Origin of the sequence: Burkholderia diffusa (assembly GCF_001718315.1) — a bacterium.
Classification (GTDB): Bacteria; Pseudomonadota; Gammaproteobacteria; order Burkholderiales; family Burkholderiaceae; genus Burkholderia; species Burkholderia diffusa_B.
Map to the genome: position 1 here is coordinate 1,360,814 of NZ_CP013363.1, position 21,811 is coordinate 1,382,624.

Annotated in this window: 22 protein-coding genes; 9 read left to right on the forward strand and 13 right to left on the reverse strand. The window is 68.1% G+C overall.

All coding sequences use genetic code 11. The features are described from left to right. Positions 1-111 precede the first annotated feature (111 nt). The gene (locus tag WI26_RS21390) at positions 112-462 is read left to right on the forward strand and encodes a VOC family protein (protein WP_069227109.1); all 351 of its coding nucleotides are present in this window, start codon (positions 112-114) and stop codon (positions 460-462) included. 280 nt (positions 463-742) lie between these two features. Further along, entirely contained in the window at positions 743-2,131 is a 1,389-nt protein-coding gene (locus WI26_RS21395) for a DHA2 family efflux MFS transporter permease subunit (protein ID WP_059594925.1), read from the forward strand. 24 nt (positions 2,132-2,155) lie between these two features. Here the strand turns inward: WI26_RS21395 and WI26_RS21400 are convergent, their stop codons facing one another. Continuing rightward, entirely contained in the window at positions 2,156-2,554 is a 399-nt protein-coding gene (locus tag WI26_RS21400) for a DUF4377 domain-containing protein (protein ID WP_069227817.1), read from the reverse strand. Positions 2,555-2,788: 234 nt separating this feature from the next. Between WI26_RS21400 and WI26_RS21405 the strand changes: the two genes are divergently transcribed. Further along, complete coding sequence (locus WI26_RS21405) at positions 2,789-3,964, forward strand: helix-turn-helix transcriptional regulator (protein WP_069227110.1); 1,176 nt, start codon at positions 2,789-2,791, stop codon at positions 3,962-3,964. Between the two features lie 129 nt (positions 3,965-4,093). Further along, on the forward strand, positions 4,094-5,287 hold the full coding sequence (locus tag WI26_RS21410) for a tyrosine-type recombinase/integrase (protein ID WP_069227111.1): 1,194 nt from the start codon (positions 4,094-4,096) through the stop codon (positions 5,285-5,287). Between the two features lie 27 nt (positions 5,288-5,314). Here the strand turns inward: WI26_RS21410 and WI26_RS21415 are convergent, their stop codons facing one another. Genes WI26_RS21415 through WI26_RS21425 form a run of 3 tightly spaced genes read right to left on the reverse strand, consistent with a single transcriptional unit; the run spans position 5,315 to position 8,159 of the window. Continuing rightward, positions 5,315-5,533 carry a YXWGXW repeat-containing protein gene (locus tag WI26_RS21415; protein WP_059464756.1) on the reverse strand — a complete coding sequence of 73 codons (219 nt, stop codon included), beginning with the start codon at positions 5,531-5,533 and terminating at the stop codon, positions 5,315-5,317. A 20-nt stretch (positions 5,534-5,553) separates the two neighbouring features. After that, complete coding sequence (locus tag WI26_RS21420; protein ID WP_069227112.1) at positions 5,554-6,762, reverse strand: DUF1501 domain-containing protein; 1,209 nt, start codon at positions 6,760-6,762, stop codon at positions 5,554-5,556. Positions 6,763-6,764: 2 nt separating this feature from the next. Continuing rightward, a complete protein-coding gene (locus WI26_RS21425) occupies positions 6,765-8,159 on the reverse strand; it encodes a DUF1800 domain-containing protein (RefSeq protein WP_069227113.1) in 1,395 nt (464 codons plus the stop codon). Between the two features lie 330 nt (positions 8,160-8,489). On the opposite strand from WI26_RS21425, the gene WI26_RS21430 reads away from it, so the two are divergent. Next, a complete protein-coding gene (locus WI26_RS21430) occupies positions 8,490-9,086 on the forward strand; it encodes a dirigent protein (RefSeq protein ID WP_167359257.1) in 597 nt (198 codons plus the stop codon). Between the two features lie 81 nt (positions 9,087-9,167). Here WI26_RS21430 and WI26_RS21435 read toward each other — a convergent pair whose 3' ends face one another. From WI26_RS21435 to WI26_RS21455, 5 genes are all read right to left on the reverse strand, one after another. Next, the gene (locus WI26_RS21435; RefSeq protein ID WP_069227115.1) at positions 9,168-10,013 is read right to left on the reverse strand and encodes a GNAT family N-acetyltransferase; all 846 of its coding nucleotides are present in this window, start codon (positions 10,011-10,013) and stop codon (positions 9,168-9,170) included. Between the two features lie 119 nt (positions 10,014-10,132). Then, positions 10,133-10,636, reverse strand: coding sequence for a periplasmic heavy metal sensor (locus tag WI26_RS21440; RefSeq protein ID WP_069227116.1), 504 nt, complete (start codon positions 10,634-10,636; stop codon positions 10,133-10,135). Beyond that, entirely contained in the window at positions 10,633-11,052 is a 420-nt protein-coding gene (locus WI26_RS21445) for a hypothetical protein (RefSeq protein WP_069227117.1), read from the reverse strand. The genes WI26_RS21440 and WI26_RS21445 overlap by 4 nt, the downstream gene beginning before the upstream one ends. After that, positions 11,049-11,792 (reverse strand): RNA polymerase sigma factor, encoded by a 744-nt coding sequence (locus tag WI26_RS21450; RefSeq protein WP_081065896.1) that lies wholly within the window; start codon positions 11,790-11,792, stop codon positions 11,049-11,051. Before WI26_RS21450 ends, WI26_RS21445 begins: the two co-directional genes overlap by 4 nt. A 217-nt stretch (positions 11,793-12,009) precedes the next feature. Further along, entirely contained in the window at positions 12,010-12,309 is a 300-nt protein-coding gene (locus WI26_RS21455) for a YXWGXW repeat-containing protein (RefSeq protein WP_059464750.1), read from the reverse strand. A gap of 293 nt (positions 12,310-12,602) precedes the next feature. On the opposite strand from WI26_RS21455, the gene WI26_RS21460 reads away from it, so the two are divergent. Continuing rightward, entirely contained in the window at positions 12,603-14,288 is a 1,686-nt protein-coding gene (locus WI26_RS21460) for a purple acid phosphatase family protein (protein ID WP_059508934.1), read from the forward strand. A 204-nt stretch (positions 14,289-14,492) separates the two neighbouring features. On the opposite strand, the gene WI26_RS21465 is transcribed toward WI26_RS21460, so the two are convergent. Both WI26_RS21465 and WI26_RS21470 read right to left on the reverse strand, forming a co-directional pair. Further along, on the reverse strand, positions 14,493-15,125 hold the full coding sequence (locus WI26_RS21465; protein ID WP_069227118.1) for a LysE family translocator: 633 nt from the start codon (positions 15,123-15,125) through the stop codon (positions 14,493-14,495). A 131-nt stretch (positions 15,126-15,256) separates the two neighbouring features. Continuing rightward, the gene (locus WI26_RS21470) at positions 15,257-16,153 is read right to left on the reverse strand and encodes a LysR family transcriptional regulator (RefSeq protein ID WP_069227119.1); all 897 of its coding nucleotides are present in this window, start codon (positions 16,151-16,153) and stop codon (positions 15,257-15,259) included. A gap of 339 nt (positions 16,154-16,492) precedes the next feature. Here WI26_RS21470 and WI26_RS21475 point away from each other — a divergent pair, with 339 nt between their 5' ends. From WI26_RS21475 to WI26_RS21485, 3 genes are all read left to right on the forward strand, one after another. Next, entirely contained in the window at positions 16,493-17,341 is an 849-nt protein-coding gene (locus tag WI26_RS21475; RefSeq protein WP_069227120.1) for a sulfite exporter TauE/SafE family protein, read from the forward strand. A gap of 486 nt (positions 17,342-17,827) precedes the next feature. Further along, positions 17,828-18,088, forward strand: coding sequence for a hypothetical protein (locus tag WI26_RS21480; RefSeq protein ID WP_069227121.1), 261 nt, complete (start codon positions 17,828-17,830; stop codon positions 18,086-18,088). A gap of 256 nt (positions 18,089-18,344) precedes the next feature. Continuing rightward, positions 18,345-18,644 carry a DUF4148 domain-containing protein gene (locus tag WI26_RS21485; protein WP_059464745.1) on the forward strand — a complete coding sequence of 100 codons (300 nt, stop codon included), beginning with the start codon at positions 18,345-18,347 and terminating at the stop codon, positions 18,642-18,644. Between the two features lie 100 nt (positions 18,645-18,744). Here WI26_RS21485 and WI26_RS21490 read toward each other — a convergent pair whose 3' ends face one another. Then, a complete protein-coding gene (locus tag WI26_RS21490; protein WP_069227122.1) occupies positions 18,745-20,520 on the reverse strand; it encodes a GGDEF domain-containing protein in 1,776 nt (591 codons plus the stop codon). After that, positions 20,517-21,641 carry an extracellular solute-binding protein gene (locus WI26_RS21495; RefSeq protein ID WP_069227123.1) on the reverse strand — a complete coding sequence of 375 codons (1,125 nt, stop codon included), beginning with the start codon at positions 21,639-21,641 and terminating at the stop codon, positions 20,517-20,519. Before WI26_RS21495 ends, WI26_RS21490 begins: the two co-directional genes overlap by 4 nt. Positions 21,642-21,811 lie beyond the last annotated feature (170 nt).

Consider the following 21,811-nt stretch of genomic DNA (forward strand, 5'->3'; position numbering starts at 1 on the left):
CAGAGGGGTTTCACCGTCATCCGAACAGACTGCGTCGCGGCCGGCACCGCGCGCTAGCATCGAACGACGGCGCGGTGCGGGCCGTACACATCACGACGAGGGAGAGAGGGAATGAAGGTATCGATGCTGCTGTACCCGGTCGAGGACATCGACACGGCCTTGCCGCTGTTCGTCGACGGGCTGGGCCTGAACGTGAAGTTCCGCGACGGCGACCGCTATTGCGCACTCGACGGCGGCCCGCTGACGATCGCGCTGGTGGCCGGCGACGAGCAGATCGTCGAACGCGCGGCGCTCACGCTGCGCGTGGACGAGGACGACGACCTTTACGCGGCGATGGCGCGGGTCGTGAAGGCTGGTGCGTCGGTGCGCGTGCCGGTGCAGGCCGGGCCGCACGAATACCGCGCGGTGCTGGAGGACCGGAACGGCGCGCTGCTGGTGATTTCGCAGAAACGCGCGGCGTGACGCGGCCACGCGCGGCGCGCATGCCGCGCGATCAGACCAGCGGGAACCGGGCCGGATGCCGCTGGAACGGGCGGTGTCGGTAACGCGCCGGACGGGATCGAGCCCCCGCACCGTCATCGGCAGTTTCGATGACGGCAAATGCCCACAGGCAGCTTCCCGATGGCCGCCGGAATCGGTACCATCGAACGCTTGTAGACCGGCCGTGCGCCGGCGCGAGCCTGCCGGGCCATGTCGCCCGTCACGTCGCCACCGCGCCGGTCGCCGCACTTCCCGTTTCGTCATGTCCCGCGAACCCTCACACTCCGCGCTGCTGTGGATCGTCGCCGCCGCGTTCTTCATGCAGTCGCTCGACACGACGATCGTCAATACCGCGCTGCCGTCGATCGCGCAAAGCCTGCATGCGTCGCCGCTCGCGATGCAGCCGGTCGTGGTCGTCTACACGCTGACGATGGCGATGCTCACGCCGGCGTCCGGCTGGCTCGCCGACCGGTTCGGCACGCGCCGCGTGTTCTCGCTCGCGATCCTGGTGTTCTCGCTCGCGTCGATCGGCTGCGCGGCGTCGCACACGCTCGGCCAGCTCGTCGTCGCGCGCGCCGTGCAGGGTATCGGCGGCTCGATGCTGCTGCCGATCGGGCGCCTCGCGGTGTTGCGCCGCGTGCCGGGCGAACGGTACGTCGCGGCGATCGCTTTCGTGTCGATCGCCGGGCAGCTCGGCCCGATCGTCGGGCCAACGCTCGGTGGCTGGCTCACGCAGGCGATTTCCTGGCACTGGGTGTTCATCGTCAATGTGCCGGTCGGCGTGGTGGGTTTCATCGCGGTGCAGCGCTTCCTGCCGCACGATCAGGCGATGCAGCCGCCGCCGTTCGACTTCGTCGGCTGCGCGCTGCTGTCGGTGGCGATGATCGCGCTGTCGCTCGCGATCGATCCGCCTATGCCCGCGCACCGCACCGGCTGGGCGATCGGGCTCGCCGTGCTGGGCATCGCAAGCGCGCTCGCGTACCTGCCCCATGCACGGCGCCGCGCGCAGCCGCTGTTCCGGCTCGGGTTGTTCCGCGAGCCGAACTTCGGTTCGGGGCTGCTCGGCAACCTGCTGTGCCGCATCGGCACGAGCGCGGTGCCGTTCATGCTGCCGCTGCTGATGCAGGTGCAGCTCGGTTATACGCCGCTGCAGTCGGGGATGATGATGCTGCCGGCCGCGATCGCCGGCGTGATCGCGAAGCGCTGGATCGCGCCGCTCGCGAAACGCTTCGGCTATGCGACGTTCCTGGTCGTGAACACGGGGATAGTCGGCTGCGCGATCGCGGGGTTCGCGCTGGTTTCGGCACGGCCCGCGCCGGCGTTGGAGATTGCGTTGCTGATCGTATTCGGCGCCGCGAACTCGATGCAGTTCGCCGCGATGAACGCCGTGACGCTGAAGGGGCTCTCGCACGCCGACGCCGGCAGCGGCAACAGCCTGTTTACGATGATGCAGATGCTGGCGATGGGGCTCGGCGTGTCGATCGGCGGCGGGCTGGTGAACCTGTTCGCCGCGTATTGGGGCTCGATGGCGAAAGGCTTCGTGCTGTCGTTCGTCTGCATGGGCTCGGTCACGCTGCTGTCGTCCATCGTGTTCCGGCGGATCGACACCGCCGTCCGGCCGAGGCCGGTCGCGCCGCGGCCGTCCGCGTAAGCGACGCCGCGGGCGCGCGCGCCGTCAGTTCACCTGGCGGCGCTCGACGACACGCTTGAGCACCCAGCGGATCGACGACCCGTCGGCCGGCGGCTGCGCGACACGATATTCGTCGACTTCCAGCACGTATTGATAGCCCGGCTGGTACGCAAAGCCTTCGATGCCCGCGTACCACAGGCGCCACGGCTCGGCCGGGCTGCCGCGCACCTGCAGGCACTCCATCGACGCGACGCCCGTGCAGCGCGCCGCCTGCGGCGCGACATAAACCGTCCTGGCCACCGGCCGGCCATCGGCCGGACGAGCGGCGCGCTCGCTCGTGGCGTTCGTGTCGTTCGTTGCGGCCGCGTCGGTCTGGCATCCGGCGAGCAACGTGCTGCCGACGATCACGGCCGTGCCGAGCAGCGTTCTGGTCTTGCGAATCATCTGGTGTTCCTCGGGAAGCATTGACGGGCCGATTAGACGAACAGCGTTTCGGGGAAGTTCACAAATTGCTTACATCGGGCGTGCCGCCACCCTCATTCGTGGGATGTCGCGCATGCGTCGGCACGCTACCGTATTCCGGTGCAGGCCGCTGCGCGCCGCCGCCGGCGGTCCGCGCGCACGCACCAGCATGCCCGGCGCACCGCGACCCGGCGGCTGCAACAGGAGACAACCCCGATGACCACGGCGCCCACGGCCCTTTCCCCGTGCCTTGCCCGATCGAGCGTGACGCTCGAGCAGTTCGATGCGCTCGTCGCGGCCATCTACGAAGGCCCGCTGGAAGACGTGCCATGGGGCGGTGCCCTCGAACGGATCCGCGTGCACCTGGACGCGAACTACGTGACGATGATCCTGCGCTGGCCCGCCAGCGGTCACGCGGGCCTGATGATCAATGCGTCCGCACACGGCGCGCCGCTGCCGGGCGTCGCGTCGTACAACAACTACTATTACGCGCTCGATCCGTTCGTGAACCTGCCCAGCGATCGCGTCGTCACCGTCGACGAGCTGCTCGGCGTCGGCGTGTGGCGCAGCAGCGCGATGTATCGCGAGTTTCTCGAGCCGTTCGACGTCGGCCACCTGATGGGCGCCGATTTGCGCACGCCCGACGGGATCGAATGTCGGTTCCGCGTGTGCCGCTCGCATCACGGCCGCGCGTTCTCCGTCACCGACAAGGCCATCTGCAACGCATTGCTGCCGCACCTGAAGCGCGCGGTGCGCCTGCATGCGAAGTTCGGGATGGTCGAATCGGAGCGCATGCTGTACGCGAGCACGATCGACCGCATGCTGGTCGCGACCGCGATCCTCGACGAGCGGGGCACGATCATGAAGACCAACTCCGTCGCGGACGAGATCTTCGCCGAATGCGACGGCCTGCGCGTGCGCGGCGGCGCGCTGGAAGCGTCGTATCCGCTCGAAGACCGCAAACTGCAGAAACTGATCCGGCAGGTGCTCGCGGAACGCGCGGGCGGCGCGCCGACGGTCGCGCAGGCGATCGCGGTGCCGCGCCCATCCGGCAAACCGCCGCTCGGCGTGCTGATCCGCACGGTCCCGCTCAGCGAATGGTCGGAGGACAATCCGCGCCGGCCCGCGTGCGCGATCTTCATCCGCGACGGCGAGCGCAAGTCGCAGGCGTCGCACGACATCGTGCGCAAGCTGTTCGACCTCACGCCGGCCGAGACCGCGCTGGCGCTCGCGCTCGTCAACGGGGCGACGCTCGAGGAAGCCGCCGACGAACTCGACATCAGCAAGAACACCGCGCGCTCGCATCTGCGCGCGATCTTTTCGAAGACGGGCGTCACGCGGCAGGCGACGCTCGTTCGGACGTTGCTGAACAGCGTGTTGTCGCTGGGGTGACGTGGTCGCGCTCGTTCGCGTCGCGCTTCGTCACCGGCCAGACGATCGCAATGGATGGCGGCTTCACCGCATGGCGATCGTGTATTACCATCGGCGCTTCCTCGTACGCTTCGGGCGCGCTCCCATCGCATGACCTCACCCGTTCCGTCCGGCGCCGCGCTGCGGCCGCAGCCGATCGATACGCTGACCGTGCCGGCCGCGCTCGACGGACGCGCGGGCACCAACCGCTCGACCAGCGCGCATCCCCAGATCGCCGCGACGCATGATCTCGACGCCGTGCGCGCGTGGCTTGCGCGCTTCATCGATACGCCCACCACGTTCCAGAACTACCGCAAGGAGGCCGAACGTCTGTTGCTGTGGGCCGTGATCGCGTGCGGCAAGCCGCTGTCGTCGCTCACGCACGAGGATCTCGTCGTCTACCGGCAATTCCTGCTCGCGCCCACACCGGCCGACCTGTGGTGCGCGAACGGCGGCCGCAAGCATGCGCGCGGCGACCCGCGCTGGCGGCCGTTCTACGGGCCGCTGTCCGCGGCCAGCCAGCGGCAGGCGATGGTGATCCTGAACGTGATGTTCTCGTGGCTCGTGCAGGCCGGCTACCTGGCCGGCAATCCGCTCGCGCTGTCGCGGCAGCGGCAACGGCGGCCCGCGCCGCGCGTCACACGCCATCTCGGGCCGCCGCTGTGGCAGGCGGTCAAGGATGCGATCGCCGCAATGCCGCGCGACGACGCGCGCGCCGCCTTCCATGCGGATCGCGCGCGCTGGGTGTTCACGCTGCTGTATCTCGGCGGCCTGCGCATCACCGAAGCAGCCGAGACGACGATGGGGCAGTTCTTTTCACGGCGCGATGCGAACGGGCGCGATCGCTGGTGGCTCGACGTGACCGGCAAAGGCGGGCGACAGCGGCTCGTGCCGGCCACCGCCGAGATGATGGCCGAGCTTGCACGCTACCGGCGCGCGCATGGCCTGCCCGCGCAGCCCGCCGACGGCGAAACGACGCCGCTCGTGCTGCCGGTCGGTCGCACGCGCAAGCCGCTCACGCGCGCCGCGCTGCACCGGATCGTGAAGCAGGTATTCCGGTTCGCGGCGGAGCGGTTGCGCGCGCAAGGGCATGCGGGTGAAGAACAGGCGCGCGTGCTCGAACAGGCATCCGCGCACTGGCTGCGTCACAGTGCGGGCTCGCACATGGCCGACGGCCGCGTCGACCTGCGGCTCGTGCGCGACAACCTCGGGCACGTGTCGCTGACAACGACGAGCCAGTATCTGCATGCGGACGACGACTGGCGACACAGCGAAACCGAGGAGAAGCATCGGATCGGGTGGTGAGCGGCACGCCGTTTGCGCGATTCAACTTCAATACACGGCCACCCAATGCCCGGGTACCCACGCCCAGTGATTGCCGGCCCAGCGGTAATGGCCTTTCGCCCAGCGATAGCCCGGCGCGGGCGGCGGCGGCGCCACTTCGGCGACCGGCGCGGGCTGCGGCGGCCGCGCCGGCTCCACCACGCACGCGGACATCAGCGCGGCACTCGCCGTCGCCAACACGGCAAGCGATACGGATCGGATCTTCATCGTCGATTCTCCCTGTTGTGTCATGTGCAATCGGCTGGCGGCGGCACGCGCGCGCATGCCACGCGTCTCGCGGTTCCGTGAACGAGGCCTGTCATCGGACGCGTCGCGCCGCTGTCCGCGAACAGCGTGGCCGCGGCATGGCCGGGATCGAGCCGCAGGCTTTCGGCGGCCGCGCCCGCGATCAGCGCATCGAGCGACGCGGTCGGCTTCAGGTCGCGCCCTTCGTACAGGTCGCCCGGCCGCAAGCCGGGCCAGTCGGCAATCACGCGCCCGCCCGCGACCGCCCCGCCCGCCAGCATCGCGACCGACGCCTGCCCGTGATCGGTGCCATCCGTGCCGTTCGCGGCGGCCGTGCGGCCGAACTCGGTCGCGACCAGCACCGTGGTCTGCTGCCACACCGGCCCGAGTCCGTCGCGCAATGCGGCGAGCATCGTGTCGAGTGCCTTCAGCTGATTCGCGAGCCGCGCGTTCTGCGCGCTGTGCGTGTCCCAGCCGCCCGTCTCGATCATCGCGATCCGCGGGCCGTCGTCGCGCGCGAGAAACGTCGCCGCGAGCTTGCCGACGCCCGCCGGATCCTGGCGCGCATGCGCATCACCGGCGAGGCCGCGCGCGGCCATCGCCGACTGCCACAGCGGCCCGAGCTGCGCGTCGGCCTCGTAAAGCGCCGATACGCGCGCGAGCAGGTCGTCCGGCGCGGCCGGCAGACCGGACGCCGCATACGACGCGGCCTGCACGCTGCCGCGCAACGCGAGCGGCACCGTCGGCGCGAACGCAATTGCACGATCGCGCGTCGCCGGCAACATCGCGGCGAGCCGGTTCAGCCAGCCGTCCTTTACCTGGTACGGCGCGCGCCCGCCCGTCTCCAGCACGTTCTGGCCGTCGAAATGCGAGCGGTCGCGATACGGCGACGCGATCGCGTGGACGAACAGCGCCTGCCTGTCTCGAAACATCCGCGCGATCTGCACGAGCGACGGATGAAGCGCAAACGTGCCGTCGATGCGCGTTGCCGCCGCGGCGTCGATCGCCAGCGGGCCGCGCAGCGACGCATACGCCGGTTCCGCATACGGGACGACGATGTTCAGCCCGTCGGCCGCGCCGCGCTGGATCACGAACACGAAGCGCCGGTCGGTTTCGACGTTCGCGAACACGATGCGCGGCGCGACGAGGATCGCACCCGCACCGGCGGCGGCGACGCTCAGGAAATGCCGGCGAGTCAAGGATTGGACCATGTTCATCTCCGTTGGAAATCGGGCGACACCAGCAGCAGCGCGAGCGACGTGGTCGCGCTCTCGGCACGCGACAGCGCGGTCGCCGTCGGTGCACTCAGCGAGCCCGCCAGCAGCGTATTGCCGAGCGTGCGCGGATCGAGCCGGTCGCCCGTGCGCGCGGCGAGGCGCTGCGCGATCTCGACGCGGCGCACCAGCGCGTCGGGCGCGGCCCAGCTCGCGGCGACGTCGTCGTAACCGGCCGGCGACCCGGGCCGCCATACCGGCTGGCCGAGCTGTGCGAGCAGCGGCGCGGCCTTCAGGTCGCCCACGTCGCGCCAACCCAGCCCGCGCAGCGACGACACGGCCCACTCCCACGGTGTCTTGAACTTGCGATTGACCGGCGACCATGCGTCGGGCGCGTCGAGCAGCGCGCGATAGACGGTCGGCAAGTCGCCGTCGCTCATCTCGAATGCACGGGCGAGCCGGTCGGTGAGCGCGGGCGGCGGATTGTCGGCGATGAAATGGCGGGCGAGCTGGAATGCGACATGCCGGGCCGTCGCCGGCGAACGCGCCAGGTCGCGCAGGACCGCGCGCGCCTGCGCTTCGCCCGGCTGGTCGTACGTGCGGCCCATCACCGTGCGCTCGCCCGGCTCATGCAGATTCGGACGGAACACGAACGCGCCGGGCGCCGCATCGCCTGGCTGCGGCCCGCGTCCGCCGGCGATGCTCCATCCGGTCAGCGCGCGCGCGAATTCCGTCACGTCGGCTTGCGTATAGCCTGTCCGCACACCGAGCGTATGCAGCTCCATGATTTCGCGCGCGAGGTTTTCGTTGAGGCCGCGTCGCGCCGCCGGATTGCGGGCGTCGGCGCGCAGCGCGGCCGGGCTGTCGGGACCGACCGAGCGCGCCTGGTCGAGGAACAGCTGCATCGCGGGATGCTGCTCGACGGCGACGAGCATGTCCTCGAAGCGGCCGAGCACGTGCGGGCGGATCGCATCGCGCTCGAATGCGCCCGCATACGCGGCGACCTGCCCCTTGTCGACCGACACCGCAAAATGATTCGCCCAGAAATGCACGAGACGCTCGACGAACGGCGCAGGCGCGGTGAGCGCGCTGTTCAGCCGTGCGGCGACCGCGCTGCGATACGCGTCGTAGCCGTCGCGGCGAATCGACTGCGCGGTCGCGCGCCGCGCCTGCGCGTCGTCGCTCGGCATCGCGTTGCGGGCCGTCGCGAAGCGCGTGGCAAGCGTGACCGCGTCAGGTTCGCCGGCCCATGCGGCCGGCCGTGCGTCGTAACGATCGAACTGGGCGACGAGCGCGGCTTTCGGATCGACAGGCGGCGCTTCGTCGGCCCGCGCGCCGAGACCGAAACGGTTCAGCGCGATGGCAGCCGGTGTGATGTCGTTCGGATGGTCCATGACGGGGCTCTCGCGATGCGTACCCGTGTTTAACGGGGGCCGGCGGGAAATCCGTCGCGAGGCGGCGAAATATTTTGCGTTCGGCTCGCAGGCGTCGAATCCGTCGCCTCTTGCACGCAGCTTTCAGCTGGCGTCGAGCGTTCGCTTGCATCGCTCGATCGTCGGATCATTGCCCACCGCCGGCCGATAGGCAAAAGGAGCATTGATGGCGGCCCGCGCCCTTGCCACAATTCCAGGGGCACGCGGGATGCGCTGCGTGCGTGACGTGATGACGCGTGAGGATGTACGCGCGATGCCGCGCTGCGGCAGGAAATCCGAGCGCTGGTCCGCATGCAAGACGTTGGGCCGTGCGTACTTGCTGCCGGCCCGACGACTTTCGCACGTGATGAACAGGTCTACCGCTGGGAGGGTGCCATGAAACCCCGAACGTCCGCGGCGCTGTGCTGCATGCTGTTCGTGTCGACGATCGCCGTTGCTCAGGAGAAGCACGCAGTCGGATTCGATGCGCCAGCGAGTGGAAACCAGTACACGCAGCAACACGTCCTCGACGTTGGCGACGTCCCCGGTCACCAGTTACGGCTATACGAACTGGTCCGCAGCTACGGTGGCAAGGATCAGACCATCGAAGGCGTCGTCCTGAAGGAAGCCGTCATCCGCGCTACCAGCGATTTGACCGACCTGAACGGGCTCGGTCGCAGCTACGTGGAATACCGAATGGAGAACGGCGACAGGATTTTCGCGCGCGGCTATTTCCTCAACCACAAGCTGCCGAACGGCAACCGGCTGAAGAACCTCACGGAACTGGATATCACCGGCGGGACCGGCAAGTTCCGTGGCATCCGCGGCATCGTGCGCGCGGAAACGGTGTCCGACGCCAAAGCATTCAACCAGAACCGTACCGAATTCGAATACTGGTTCGACAAGTAGCCCGGAGATGATGCTACGTCGGTGTCGGTGCACGCACAGGCGAATCCGGCGTCCGTTCCCGGCCGGCCATGCTCGCGACCGTCACCCCAGTTCGAACGACGTCACCCCGAACACGCGGTCGATAGCAATCGCCGGCGCTTCCTTCGTATACATCCGCGCGGTCTCGAACACGCTCGACATGCCGTGACGTTCCGCCAGCGCGACGGCCGCGAGGTTGGTTTCCGGCACGTCGAGCACGATCGCCTCGCCTGGCATGCGCGACGCCAGCGCGCGGAACAGCCCCGTGGCGACGTCGGCATCGTCGGCAAAGAGCGGGCCGATCTTGCAGCCCGCTCGGCAGCGGCGCACGACACCGTATCCGGCAACACGGCTCGCGTCGATCGTCGCGAGCGCAACGGCGTCCGGCTGCGCGATCCAGACGGAGACGAAACGCTCGCGCGCCACCGGGAAACACTGGCGGTCGTAGGCGAGCAACTGCTCGAACGGCACATCGGCCGCTTCCGCCACGTGCGCGCACCCGATGCCGCTCACGCGCCCCTCATAGCGGATGTTGCGATACGCGAGCCGGAACCCCGACTTCCCGTAATTCGCCTGCTGCGCGACGACACCGTCCAGGCCGATGTTTCGTTCTCCAAGGTAACGCATGCCGTGCTGCCAGATGCGCATGCCGAGGCCCTTGCCGCGAAACTCCGGTTTCACGATGTAGAGACCGATGAAGCCGAAGTGTTCGTCGTAAGCGACCGCCGCGAGACAAGCGACCGGCTCGCCGCGCCAGAGGCCGACGAAAAAGCCGGCCGGGTCTGCTTTCCTGAAACAGTGCGCGTCGTGCCAGCCGGGATTCCATCCTTCCGCGGCGGCCCATTCGACCGACATGGCCACTTCACTGGCCGACATGGTGCGCACGATAAAGTCTTCGCTTCGATCCATGATTCGTCCTCGTCGCGGTTCTCGATGTTACGGCCTCGCGTTACGGTGAGTTCCTCTCGGTCGCCGAACAGGTATCGGCGTGAACGGTCATTGTGCGCCGTCACTGGACGACCGATGGCTTACTGGTCTGCCGCCGGCCCCTGCTGCTTCTGCAATCTCGCCGGCAACCGCCAGTTCCCGCTGCGCCGCAACCCGTCGACGAACTTCGCGCGTTCGTCCGGCGTCAGCGTCGCCGCGAAATCGACGACACTGCGCTCGACTTGCGCTCGCAACGCACTATCGGCCGCGCGCGTCCGGTCGAGCGCCGCATCGATCGCCGCGCGATCGAGCTGCGGCGCGGCCAGCAGATCGAGCACCGTGATCCGCCCGTCACGCCCTTCGCGCGCGAAATCCCGACCGTCCTTGCGTGCCGCCTTCAGCGCCGCCGCGAACGCCCGCTGACGCGCATCGGACAATCCGTCCGCCGCGAACCGCAGCGCCGTGCGCTGTCCGGGCATCCCCGCGCCATGCAGATCACGGTGCGTCGCGAACCACTGATACGCGCCGCCGCCAATCGCACCGAGCATGAACACATTCAGCACGACCGACACGATGAGCACGATTTTCCAGCCGCGTTCGCTCATTCGTCGCCTCCGTCGATGCTCGGGCCGCCGAACGTCGTCGTCAGGTAGCCAGGTTCGTGTTGCGCGATCGGCGCGCTGCCGAACATCAGCATCGACACGGCCACCGCGCCCGCCAGCGCGCCGGCCAGGCCGACACCCGCGAACGCCGCGCCCGACCACCACACCTTGCCCCGGCGCCGCGCACGTTGCGCCGCCGGCGCCGACGCGACGATGCGCTCGACGAGCGCCGGCGCCGGCGGCGCGACCCTGTCCTGCATGAGCCAGGCATCAAGCTCGGCGGCGGCGTCGAGCGCCTCCAGCGCGTCGCGCGGATGCGCTTGCGCCCATGCTTCGGCCGCCGCGCGTTCGTCTTGCGGCCAGCGCCGCGCGTCCGAGCCGTACGCGGCGACGATGGTACGGAATCGTTCGGGTGTCATCGCTTGTCCTCGCTAGGTGGGTCGCCGGCCAGTTGCGCGCGCAGGTTGCGCCTTGCGCGCGCGAGCAGGCTTTCCAGCGCATCGACGGTGATGCCCATCAGGTTGGCCGCTTCAACGTTCGACATGTCCTGATAGTACTGGAGCACGAGCGCTTCCCGCTGCCTCGGCGGCAACGCGGCGAGCGCCTCGCGCACGCGCGCGTCGCGTGAGCGCAACTCTGCGTGCACGGCCGGCTCGGGTTGCGGGTCCGGCACGTCGGGCAACGCGTCGACCGGCTCCTCGCGCCGCCCGCGCAAGCGGTCGTAGCACAGGTTCAGCACGACGCGATGCAGCCACGTGTCGAAGCGCGCTTCGCCATCGCGCCAGCGCGGCGCATGACTCCAGATCCGCAGGAAGGTTTCCTGCGCAACGTCCTCGGCTTCAGTCCGGTCGCCGAGCATGCGCGTCGCGAGCGCGAGCAAGCGCGGCAGCTTGCGTGCGACCAGCACACGCACGGCCGACGCGTCGCGCGCGCCAACCCGCGCGACGAGTTCCGCGTCCGGATCGGCGCCGCTCAACGCGGGCCGCTCCGCAATGCGCGGTGCGAACGCCGCATGCTGCCTGCGGTTGCTCCCGTTGTCCGACTGAAGCTCATCGTCGTGCTCCCGTTGCATGCATCGGCGCGGCGCATCGGCGACGCGTGGTGCGCCGCGCCGGGAATCGGTCCGATCGATTTCGTCGACATCGGGTTCGAACGGCATATCGATCCTGTCGATCGCCCACCGGCCGGCGCGATCAATATACGACGACCGGCGCGGGCCGGTAATACACCGGACGCGCCGGCACCACGACGCAGCCGGCGAGCACCACGGCTGCGGCTGTCAGGATCACGATGGTTCGAAAACGCATGGCTCGACTGATGAGGTTGTGTGGAAGTCTTGCCGCACGGACACTGCGCGCCGCGCGACACCCTGCGCGTCACGCCCAGTGGCCCGGCACCCAGCGCCAGTTCGGGCCGCGCGCGGCCCAGTGTCCGGGCACCCAGCGGTAACCGGCACGCATCACTTGCCAATGGCCTGGAATCCACACGTAGCGGCCGTGCCGCCAGTGCCAGTGGCCCTGATCCCATACGTAGCCCGCGCGCGGCGCCGGCATCACTTCGACGCGCGGCGGCGGTGGTGCGACCGGTGCGACGATGACGGCCTGCGCGAATGCGGCGGACGCCGCCAGTGCAGCCACGCAACCGGCGGCGAACCGTAATGAAATGGAAAGTTTCATGCAAGACTCCGAAGCATCGTTCCCCGGCCGGAAGTGGCCGTTCGTTCGTTAAACGACGCATGCGGAGAAATCCGTCGCGATACACGCAAATAAATGTCTGCCGCGCCGGCAACGCGCGCACATTCATCGACGCGCGGGGCCGGCCGTTGATTACCGTCTGTCACAACCCGGCAAAACTGCGCGACGACAATGCGTATCACCGGGATCCCGCTCGTTTCCGGCCCACGCCCCCGACGCGCTCGCGCACGGCGGGCGGTTCCGCATCTCGCGTGCCATCCAACGAAAATACGATCATGTCGAACCAGGAAAACCTCCCCGCCGAGTCGAACGAGCCGGCCGCTTCCGTATCGCGTCGCGGCTTCCTGAAACTGGCCGGCGTCTCCGGCCTCGCCACCGCCGCGGGCGGGCTCGCGGCCGCCCGCGCCGCCGCGTCGAATCCGGACGGCACGCCCGAGCAGGTGCACCTGACGTGGGGCAGCGACCCGACGTCGGAAGTCGCGATCTCGTGGGCGTCGCTCGCGCCCGCCGTCAATCCGCGCGCACGGATCGTCGCCGACGGCGAACCGGCACGCACCGTGCACGGCGTGCAGCGCCTCTACACCGACGGCCTGAACGGCGAAACCGTGTTCACGTACCACGCGCGCGTGCACGGCCTGAAGCCGAACACGCGCTACCGCTACGAACTGACGGCCGACAACGACAGCAACGCCGCGCAGCCGTTTGCCGCGACCTTCACGACCGCGCCGCGCGGGCGCGCGCCGTTCCGCTTCACGAGCTACGGCGACCTCGCGACGCCGAACGGCGCATGGGTGCTGTCGTCGCCGCAAAGCCGCTTCGCGGTGCAGGCCGTCGAGCAGTTCCAGCCGCTGTTCCACCTGCTGAACGGCGACCTCTGCTACGCGAACCTGAACCCCGGCCATCAACCGGAGGTCTGGCGCGACTTCGGCAACAACAACCAGACGTCGGCCGCGAACCGCCCGTGGATGCCATGCCCCGGCAATCACGAGATCGAATTCAACAACGGCCCGCAGGGGCTCGACTCGTATCTCGCGCGTTACACGCTCCCGGAGAACGGCACGCGCTTTCCGGGCCGCTGGTACAGCTTCCGTGTGAGCTCGGTGCTGTTCATCTCGCTCGACGCCGACGACGTCGTGTACCAGGATGCGGCCGCATTCGTCGGCGGCCCGAATCCGCTCGTGCCGGCCGCGAGCACCGGCCATGCGCCGATCGAACCGGGCACCTCGTTCTACGTGCGCGGCTACAGCAACGGCGAGCAGACGCGCTGGCTCGAGCACACGCTGCGCCACGCGTCGCACGATGACGACATCGACTGGATCGTCGTGCAGATGCACCAGGACGCGCTTAGCTCGTCGAAGACTGGCAACGGCTCGGACAAGGGTATCCGCGAGGCATGGCTGCCGCTGTTCGACCGCTACGGCGTCGACCTCGTGCTGTGCGGTCACGATCACGATTACGAGCGCAGCTATCCGGTGCGCGGCTGCAATCACCGCGCGGGCGTCGATGCGTCGACCGGCGAAGTCGTCGAGACACTGCAGCCGCGTCCGGTCGGGTCGACCGACCCGAACAGCACGACGTTCGACACGAGCCACGGCACGATCCACCTGATTCTCGGCGGTGGCGGCACCAGTGCGCCGCTCGACGTATACGGCGAGAACCCGGCGACCGGCTTTGCGCAGGCCAAGGTCTTCACGAAGCCGAATCGGCCGGTGCCCGGCACCGCGCCGAACACGTTCGTGCGCAAGCCGGCCGATGCGCTCGAGGATGCGATCTGGTCCGCCCGTCGCGATACGGGCACGGGCTACGGGATCGCCGTGTTCGACCACGATCCGGGCGAGCCGGGCGGCCACACGACGATCACGATGCGCTATTACCACGCGCCGGGCGCGGATCACCAGCCGACCGCGCAGTACGAGCTGTTCGAGACGATCGAGCTGAGCAAGAAGCGCGGCAAGCGCTGATGCGGCGGCCGCCCGCGGCGCGCGATCGCGGCGCGCGATCGCGCGGCGGGCGGCCGGGGTCGGCTCGTGCGGGACATCGCGCGCAACGCGCGCCGTCCGCTTTCCGGCAAGACGAATTGATTCACGCGGATCGCGCCGAGCCCGTTCGACCGAACGTTGCATGCGCATCGATACGTGGCTCGCCTTCGCAAGCCGTTTGATCGACTAGCCGCGCGATTCCAGCGCGATGCGCACGGCCAGTCCGGCCAGCACGGTCCCCATCAACCAGCGCTGCACGCGCGCCCAGACTGGCCGACCGGCAAGAAACGCCGCGATCGAACCGGCCATGCTCGCGATCAGCGCGTTGACGCAGACGCTCACCGCAATCTGCACGCAGCCGAGTGCCAGCGATTGCGCGAGCACGCTGCCGTGCCCCGGCGAAATGAACTGCGGCAGCAGCGACAGATACATCACCGCGATCTTCGGGTTCGCGAGATTGGTGACGAAGCCCATCGTGAAGAGCCGCGCGCCGCTGTCGTGCGGCAACTGCCGGACCTGAAACGCCGAGCGCCCGCCCGGTTTGAGCGCCTGCCATGCGAGATACGCCAGGTACAGCGCCCCGGAGAAACGCAGTGCGTCATACGCGTACGGCACGGTCAGCACCAGTGCGGTAATGCCGAATGCCGCGCAGAACATGTAGAACACAAACCCCAGCGCGACGCCGCCGAGCGACACCAGCCCCGCGCGGCGGCCCTGGCAAATCGAGCGCGAGATCAGGTAGATCATGTTCGGGCCGGGCGTCAGGACCATCCCGAGCGACACGAGTCCGAAGGCAATCAGGGTGGGCAAGGCCGGCACGGCAGTCTCCTTCGAGGCAGTGGAGTCAAGGCGAATGCCCCACAATGTATTGCATGTCGGCGGCGCCCGGCATGAATAAACTGCAAGTCGCTCATGAGCGCGGTTCATCGCCTCGTCGCGCTGCCGATGCGCTACTTTGCCTTTTTCGTTCGCGCGTGAATCGCCCTTCCCGCCTTCGCGCGCTGAGCGTCGACCAGCTTCACGAATGCGTCGGCGACCGCATTGCCGGTCGCGTTCCACGACAGCCGCACGGAACGGTGCAACCCGGGCGACAGTTCCAGCACCTGGCCGCCGAAGCGGGTATAGGTGAGCGTGATGCGCGGGACGATCGACACGCCCATTCCCGCCTCCGCCATCGACAGGATGGTCCGCATCTCGACCACGTTGAATGCGGCGCGAAGCGACGCCCCGTTGCGCGCGAAGTAATCCTCGATGACCGGCCCGCACCCCGCCTTCGAGAAAATGAACGACATCGCGGACAACCGTTTCGCGGACACGCTCTTGCGGCCGTCGAACGTGCCGTCCGCCGCCACGGCGACGAAATCCTCGTCGAGCAGCGGCAGATTGTTCGCGAAGGTCTTCGTGCCGGCGACCACGCCGACGTCGGCAGTGCCGTCGTCGAGCCATTCTTCGACCTCCGCGTCCGTGCCTTCGAGCAGTACCGCCGTCACGCCCTCATGCGCTGCCTTCAACGCCTCGAGCGCGGGGACGACGAACGCGAGGGACACGCTCGGCAGCGACGCGACCACCAGCCGGCCTTCGAGCTTGCCGCGCGAGAGGCCGAACTGCTGGCGCAGCGTCCGTGCTTCTCGAACCACGTTCTGCACATACGGCCACAGGCGTTCGCCGGCAGCGGTCAGGACGACCGGCTGGCGATCGCGCAACAGCAGCTTGACCTCGGTGATGTCCTCCAGTTCGGTCAACGCATGACTGATCGCGGATTGACTGCGACTGAGCCGCTCGGCCGCGGCCGTCAGCGAGCCGAGTTCGACCACGGCCGCCAAGGCCTGCAACTGCGCAAGCGTCATCTCGCCTCCTTGTTTCGATCCATGTATTTTTCACATGATAGAGCCACGCATCATGAATTGCATTGAAGTGCGCCGACGATACTCGACGGGCGCGGTCCCGCGCCCGATGCCCCGCGCCGCGCTCCGGTAAGATTCAGCCTCGAACCGTGTCGAACGAGTCGCCGTGGCACGCGCAGGCTTGCGCCCGCGCGCCGAAACCTGCCTGTCGAATGCCGACGGCGGACGAAGCAACGGGCGGCCGGTTCGGCACAAATTCCAGCAACGGCGTGCGCGATCGCACGCACCGGCAACGGGAGCCGTCGACCGCCCCGCCGCCACTCATGTCTCGACCTGCTCCCGATGATTCATCTCGATCTGACTGAAGGTGTGTTGGTTTCCAGCCTGCACGGGCTTGCGCTGCTCGACCTGATCGGCATCGCCGTCGCACTGCTGCTCGGCGGGATGGTCAAGGGGATCACGGGCATCGGCGTTCCGCTGGTGGCAATGCCGATCCTGAGCCAGTTCCTGACGATCCGGCATGCGGTGCTGCTGCTGTCGATGCCGATCATCCTCGGCAACATCCCGCAGGCGCTGGAAGGCGGCGAGCTACTGGCGACCGCGCGCAAGATCGCCGCGCCGATCGCGGGCACCGTGCTCGGCAACGTCGTCGGCGTCGCGATTCTCCTGTCGCTGAACGCGGGCCACGCCCAGGCCGCGTCGGGCGCGCTGCTGATCGTCGCCGCGGCGCTGATGCTGAGCGCGCCGAAACTGAGCCTGCCGGAGGCATGGCAAAAACCGGTCGGATTCGCGCTCGGGTTCGGCGCGGCACTGATGGAGAGCATTGCGTCGGTGCCGGGGCCGCTGCTCGCCACCTACCTGATTTCCTCCGGCGCGACCGGCCGCGCGTTCACGAAACAGATCGCGATCATCCTCGTGGTGTCGATCGTCACGCTGATCACGACGTTCAGCGGCGCCGCGCACGCAAGCGCCGCCGACCTCGCGATTTCGGCGGCGGCCAGCCTGCCCGCCATCGCCGGCATGTGGCTCGTTCGCCCGCTGCGGGACAGGATGTCACCGCGCGTATTTCGGGTGGTCGTCCTGCTGTTCGTGCTGGTGGCCGCGTCCCAGATGATCTGGAAGTCGGGCGTCTTCCGGCACGCGGCATCGCCCGTCGGGCAGGTTGGCGGCCCGCACGCAACCGCGAAATGATGCCGGCCGTCCGCCATCGCGCCGAGGATACCGCCCCGCCGCCACGGCATCGCGCATGCGTTCTGAAAGCTGACCAGCGTAGTATTCGCAGCCTCGACGTGCCGCGCCCGACTCCCTGAAAGCGGCCACGCGCGGTTCGGACCGACGTTGCCGTCTGCCACCCGAACGCGACGTCGGCGACGGTGCGATTTGAGAGGCGAGAAATGGATACATACGTGTTGCTGGGCTGCGGATTCGGCCTCGGTTTGCTGATTGCCATCTGGGGGATCTGGTCGCTCAGGTGAGCCCGCCTGCTCCGGCGCAAGCAATTCGTCAACGGAAGCACGGCGAATCGTGTTTCCCGGCCAGCCCACCGATCGATTCGCAGTCCGACATGACTGGCCCGCGATGCACGAACGCTCAAATCCGCCGTATCTCGTCCGCCGGTCCAGTCCGGTACGTTGTCCCGCTTCAGCCCGGATCCGCAAGACGCGTTAGACTGTCCGGATGGAACAATGCCGTTATTGCCAGAGAATCCGCGATGAATGGGATTGCCACGGGGACGAATGCCGCCGGGCAATCGCGAAGGCACTGCGCCGGCAGCGCGCCGGCCTGCCGATGGTGCCCGATCGCATCCGCAACGAGCTGCCGACCGGCGCGCCGACCCAGCAGGTGATCGCGGTCCTGTCGCGCCAGCGCCTGCGCGCCCGCCGCGGCAACGAGGAACGCCGCGAACGCAAGAAGATCGACGACGCCGACGGCGTCTGATCCGGCAACGCCCCCATTCCGCCCTGCCCGCCGCCGCCACGCCGTCGGCCGTTCGCCCGTGGGCCGCGCCTCGCCGCCACCGCCCCATATCGACATGGAACGGGGACGGATCGAATTTCTGGCGGGATTATTACTCCGTCGGCAACGATCTTTCGTCGGAATCCACGTTTACCCTGAGTCGGCCGACGCCTACGATGTAATCAATCGCTTACGACACGGTGTCGCCGGCGAACTCATTAAAACATCGGAGGTCATCATGAAATCGCTCGTTTCCGCAGTCGTTGCCGCTGTTGCCCTGTCCGCTTCGTTCGGTGCATTCGCCCAAAGCACCGTGACCCGCGCACAAGTGCGCAACGAACTCGTCCAACTCGAAAGCGCCGGCTACAAGCCGAGCCAGTCGAGCCCGTACTACCCGGCCGACATCCAGGCCGCGCAAGCGCGTGTGCACGCCGCCGACGCCAGCGGCTACGGCGCACAACCGGCCCCGGTCGTCCAGGGCGGCGCACCGGCAGCGAAGGTGCAGAACGCGCGCGACTCGGTCTACTTCGGCCACTAAGCCCGCCGCTGCGTGCATCGCGCGCCGTTCGCGCGGATCCGGCGAGCCCGTCTCGTGATGGGCTCGCTGCATTTCGGCGGCACACACGGCCGATCCGCCGTCAGCGGCTGCCGCCCGCCGCCACGCGGCTGCCCGCATCCGCGCCGATCCCGCCGCCCAGCAGTTCCTGGTAGCGCACGCATGCGCACTGCGCGGACGTCTTCGCCGCATACATCGCCGCGTCGGCCTTGACCAGCAGTTCCTCGGCCGACGCGCCATCGGCCGGATATTCGCTGACGCCGATGCTAGCGCCCACGGCCAGCTGACGTTCGCCGAACTCCAGTTCCTCGGCCATCACGATCTGGATACGCGACGCGATATCGCCGATCACCTCGGGCGATTGCACGTCCGAGATCAGCACGATGAATTCGTCGCCGCCGAGCCGCGCGGCCATGTCGCCGCTGCGCAGCACGAGGCTAAGCCGTTTCGCGACGGCGACGAGCGTGCGATCGCCTGCCGCGTGTCCGTGCTGATCGTTGATCTGCTTGAAGCGGTCGAGATCGACGAACATCACCGCCAGCCCCTCGCGCACCGCGGCCGCATGCCGGATCGCGGCCTCGAGACGCTCCATGAACAACATGCGGTTCGGCAGCCCGGTCAACGGATCGTGACCGGCGAGGTGCGCGAGCTCCAGTTGCTTCGCGCGCAGCATCGCGACCTGCGTGCGGATCTCGACACGCATGCTGTCGAAACAGCGCGCCAGCACGCCGATCTCGTCGGCCCGCGCGACGGGCAATCGTTCGGCCGCCGGATCGTCGAACACATGGGTCGCCGCGCGCGCGAGCATCTGCAACGGACTCGTGATCGCACGCGCGAACAGGATCGCGAGAATCACAGCCGCCAGGCTCATCAAGAACACCATCCGGATGATTCGCCCGCCGAGAATCCCGGCCGGCGCCAGCACGTCCGTGAGCGGACGCGCCATGCCGAGCACGACGAAGCGGTTGCCCTCGTTGTTGCCGAACGGCGTGCGCACGAACGCGAGCATCTCGCCCGGCACATCGTCGGGCTGCGCGAGGCCATTGAGCGTCACGTTCGTGCGCGTCCCGACGAACAGCAGCCGCGTGCCGGGAAAGCGATCCTGCATCAGCACGCGCCGGCCGCGATCGAAACCGAAGGTCTGCGACGGATCGGGATGCACGAGGAAATCGCCCCACTCGTTCGCGAGGAACACCGTGTAGTCCTGCGGCAGGTCGCGTTCGAGCCGATCGAACATGCGCGACAGCTCGACGTCGACGACCAGCGCGCCGACGACCACGCCGGCCTGGTCGACGACCGGCGTGCCCACGCGCACGATCGGCAGCCCTTCGGCCGCATGCGCGCCGGTCTCGTGATTGATCACGATCGGCGACAGGTAGATATGACCGGGTGCCGTCGCAAGCGTCTCGAATACGTAGGGGAACTGCCCTTTCTCCTGGAATTCACTCTCCGGCAGCACGACGATGCCGCGCGCATCGCGAACGACGCGAATCCGCTCGAGCCCGAAATCGCCACGCGCGATCAGCCGGATCTGAAGGTACTCGACGTGATTCTTCATGAAGCTCAAATACACGCGCTCGAGCCGCGAGCGTGGCGCGCGATCGGTGCCGTCGCTGCTCGCGACGAACGCCGCCGACGGCAATTGCGCGAGCACGAGCGCATCGTCGGCCACGTCGGCCAGCGCGGTCGTGAAGCGCTGTCCGAGCAATTGCGTCGACATCAGCAGGCTGTGCTGCGCTTCCTGCACGAGCATCGTCCGATTCGCGCGGTAGGTGTAGTAGCCGGTCGTGCCGGATGCAATCACGCCGATGCACGCGAACAGCATCGACAGCTTCGACGTGAGCCCGAGCCTGATCATTTGTCGAACCGCTCCGGCCGGTCGCCCGATACGATGCGGCTCCACAGCGACTCGCGCCGCGCGATGTCCTCGACCGGCTGGATCCACACGAGGTGCTGGTGGCCGGACTCGAGACCGGGTGGCGGCTCGAGCGTATTCGCGAGCCCCTGGCGTTCGGTCAGCAGCGCACCGATTGCCGGTTCGAGCATGTAGTTGATCCATGCGAACGCGAGTTCGCGATGCTCCGCGCCGCGCGTGACGCCCCAGCAGTCGAGCCACGCGAGCGCGCCTTCGTTCGGAATCACGTAGCCGACGTCCGCACCGGCGCGACGCAGTTGTTCGACCTGCTGCGTGCCGTAATTGCCGAACATCAGCGCCGCGCGATGCTGGACGAACAGCCCGGTCGCCTCTTCCGGAAGGGTGTAATACGTGAGCAGGTTGCGTCGCAAGTCCACCAACTTGTGCGCGACGGCAAGCGTCTGCGCGGGCGACAGGTGAAACGGATCGGGATAGCCGAGCGCGAGTGCGGTGAACGAGAAATTATGCTGCGCGCTGTTGAAGTCGAGCACCTTGCCGCGGTAATGCGGATTCCATAGTTCCAGCATCGAGCGCGGCGCAGCCGGCACCTGCTTGCGGTCGTAGATCAGTCCCATCGACGAATACGTAAACGGAATCGCATACGTCGAGCCGTTGTGCACGAGTCCGCCGATCGTCGCGAGCTGCTGGAAATTCGGAAGTTGCCGCCGGCGATTGGGGATCTGCGACAGGTCGATCGGCGTAAGCAGGCCGTCGCGCGCATAGCGCTGGATCTCCGCCGTGTTGGCCGCGAGCACATCGTACGGTGGCGGCGACGCGCTGTGCATGCGCGTCCACAATGCTTCGTCGGAGTCGACGAACGTCACCTCGACGCGCACATGAAATTGCGTCTCAAATGCATTGACGACATCGTTGTCGGCGTAGCCGGGCCACGCAAGAACACGCAGCACGTTGTCGCTGACGGTTTCGGGAGAAGCGGCACACGCAGGCAGGCCCAGCAAGCCCAACGTCAGGATGACAAGCCACCGGCACACGGCCCGGCACGCACGCCGGCGCACGCCGATTCCCCTGATCAATCGGTCCTCGCCCGAGTTCCCCGAGTGCATTCGACTGTCCTTTTTCGAGTCGATGCTTGAGTGTGCAACAAGACCACAAAAAATATCGCCGCGCAATTGGAACAAGCCGCACGCACGCGCGCCCGGGCCACATGAATGCACAATCGTCAGGCGAAAGGCATGATGCGACGTGTGCCGGCCGCCCGTTGCAGCGCACGGAA

Excerpts from the sequence above, each read along its gene's own strand:
- WI26_RS21440 (WP_069227116.1), bottom strand. The coding sequence starts at position 10,636 with ATGAGCGAACGCGGCTGGAAAATCGTGCTCATCGTGTCGGTCGTGCTG.
- WI26_RS21455 (WP_059464750.1), bottom strand. The coding sequence starts at position 12,309 with ATGAAACTTTCCATTTCATTACGGTTCGCCGCCGGTTGCGTGGCTGCA.
- WI26_RS21400 (WP_069227817.1), bottom strand. The coding sequence starts at position 2,554 with ATGATTCGCAAGACCAGAACGCTGCTCGGCACGGCCGTGATCGTCGGC.
- WI26_RS21460 (WP_059508934.1), top strand. The coding sequence starts at position 12,603 with ATGTCGAACCAGGAAAACCTCCCCGCCGAGTCGAACGAGCCGGCCGCT.
- WI26_RS21475 (WP_069227120.1), top strand. The coding sequence starts at position 16,493 with ATGATTCATCTCGATCTGACTGAAGGTGTGTTGGTTTCCAGCCTGCAC.
- WI26_RS21430 (WP_167359257.1), top strand. The coding sequence starts at position 8,490 with ATGCAAGACGTTGGGCCGTGCGTACTTGCTGCCGGCCCGACGACTTTC.
- WI26_RS21435 (WP_069227115.1), bottom strand. The coding sequence starts at position 10,013 with ATGGATCGAAGCGAAGACTTTATCGTGCGCACCATGTCGGCCAGTGAA.
- WI26_RS21405 (WP_069227110.1), top strand. The coding sequence starts at position 2,789 with ATGACCACGGCGCCCACGGCCCTTTCCCCGTGCCTTGCCCGATCGAGC.
- WI26_RS21490 (WP_069227122.1), bottom strand. The coding sequence starts at position 20,520 with ATGATCAGGCTCGGGCTCACGTCGAAGCTGTCGATGCTGTTCGCGTGC.
- WI26_RS21450 (WP_081065896.1), bottom strand. The coding sequence starts at position 11,792 with ATGCCGTTCGAACCCGATGTCGACGAAATCGATCGGACCGATTCCCGG.
- WI26_RS21415 (WP_059464756.1), bottom strand. The coding sequence starts at position 5,533 with ATGAAGATCCGATCCGTATCGCTTGCCGTGTTGGCGACGGCGAGTGCC.
- WI26_RS21480 (WP_069227121.1), top strand. The coding sequence starts at position 17,828 with ATGGAACAATGCCGTTATTGCCAGAGAATCCGCGATGAATGGGATTGC.
- WI26_RS21425 (WP_069227113.1), bottom strand. The coding sequence starts at position 8,159 with ATGGACCATCCGAACGACATCACACCGGCTGCCATCGCGCTGAACCGT.
- WI26_RS21470 (WP_069227119.1), bottom strand. The coding sequence starts at position 16,153 with ATGACGCTTGCGCAGTTGCAGGCCTTGGCGGCCGTGGTCGAACTCGGC.
- WI26_RS21395 (WP_059594925.1), top strand. The coding sequence starts at position 743 with ATGTCCCGCGAACCCTCACACTCCGCGCTGCTGTGGATCGTCGCCGCC.
- WI26_RS21445 (WP_069227117.1), bottom strand. The coding sequence starts at position 11,052 with ATGACACCCGAACGATTCCGTACCATCGTCGCCGCGTACGGCTCGGAC.
- WI26_RS21390 (WP_069227109.1), top strand. The coding sequence starts at position 112 with ATGAAGGTATCGATGCTGCTGTACCCGGTCGAGGACATCGACACGGCC.
- WI26_RS21495 (WP_069227123.1), bottom strand. The coding sequence starts at position 21,641 with ATGCACTCGGGGAACTCGGGCGAGGACCGATTGATCAGGGGAATCGGC.
- WI26_RS21485 (WP_059464745.1), top strand. The coding sequence starts at position 18,345 with ATGAAATCGCTCGTTTCCGCAGTCGTTGCCGCTGTTGCCCTGTCCGCT.
- WI26_RS21410 (WP_069227111.1), top strand. The coding sequence starts at position 4,094 with ATGACCTCACCCGTTCCGTCCGGCGCCGCGCTGCGGCCGCAGCCGATC.
- WI26_RS21420 (WP_069227112.1), bottom strand. The coding sequence starts at position 6,762 with ATGGTCCAATCCTTGACTCGCCGGCATTTCCTGAGCGTCGCCGCCGCC.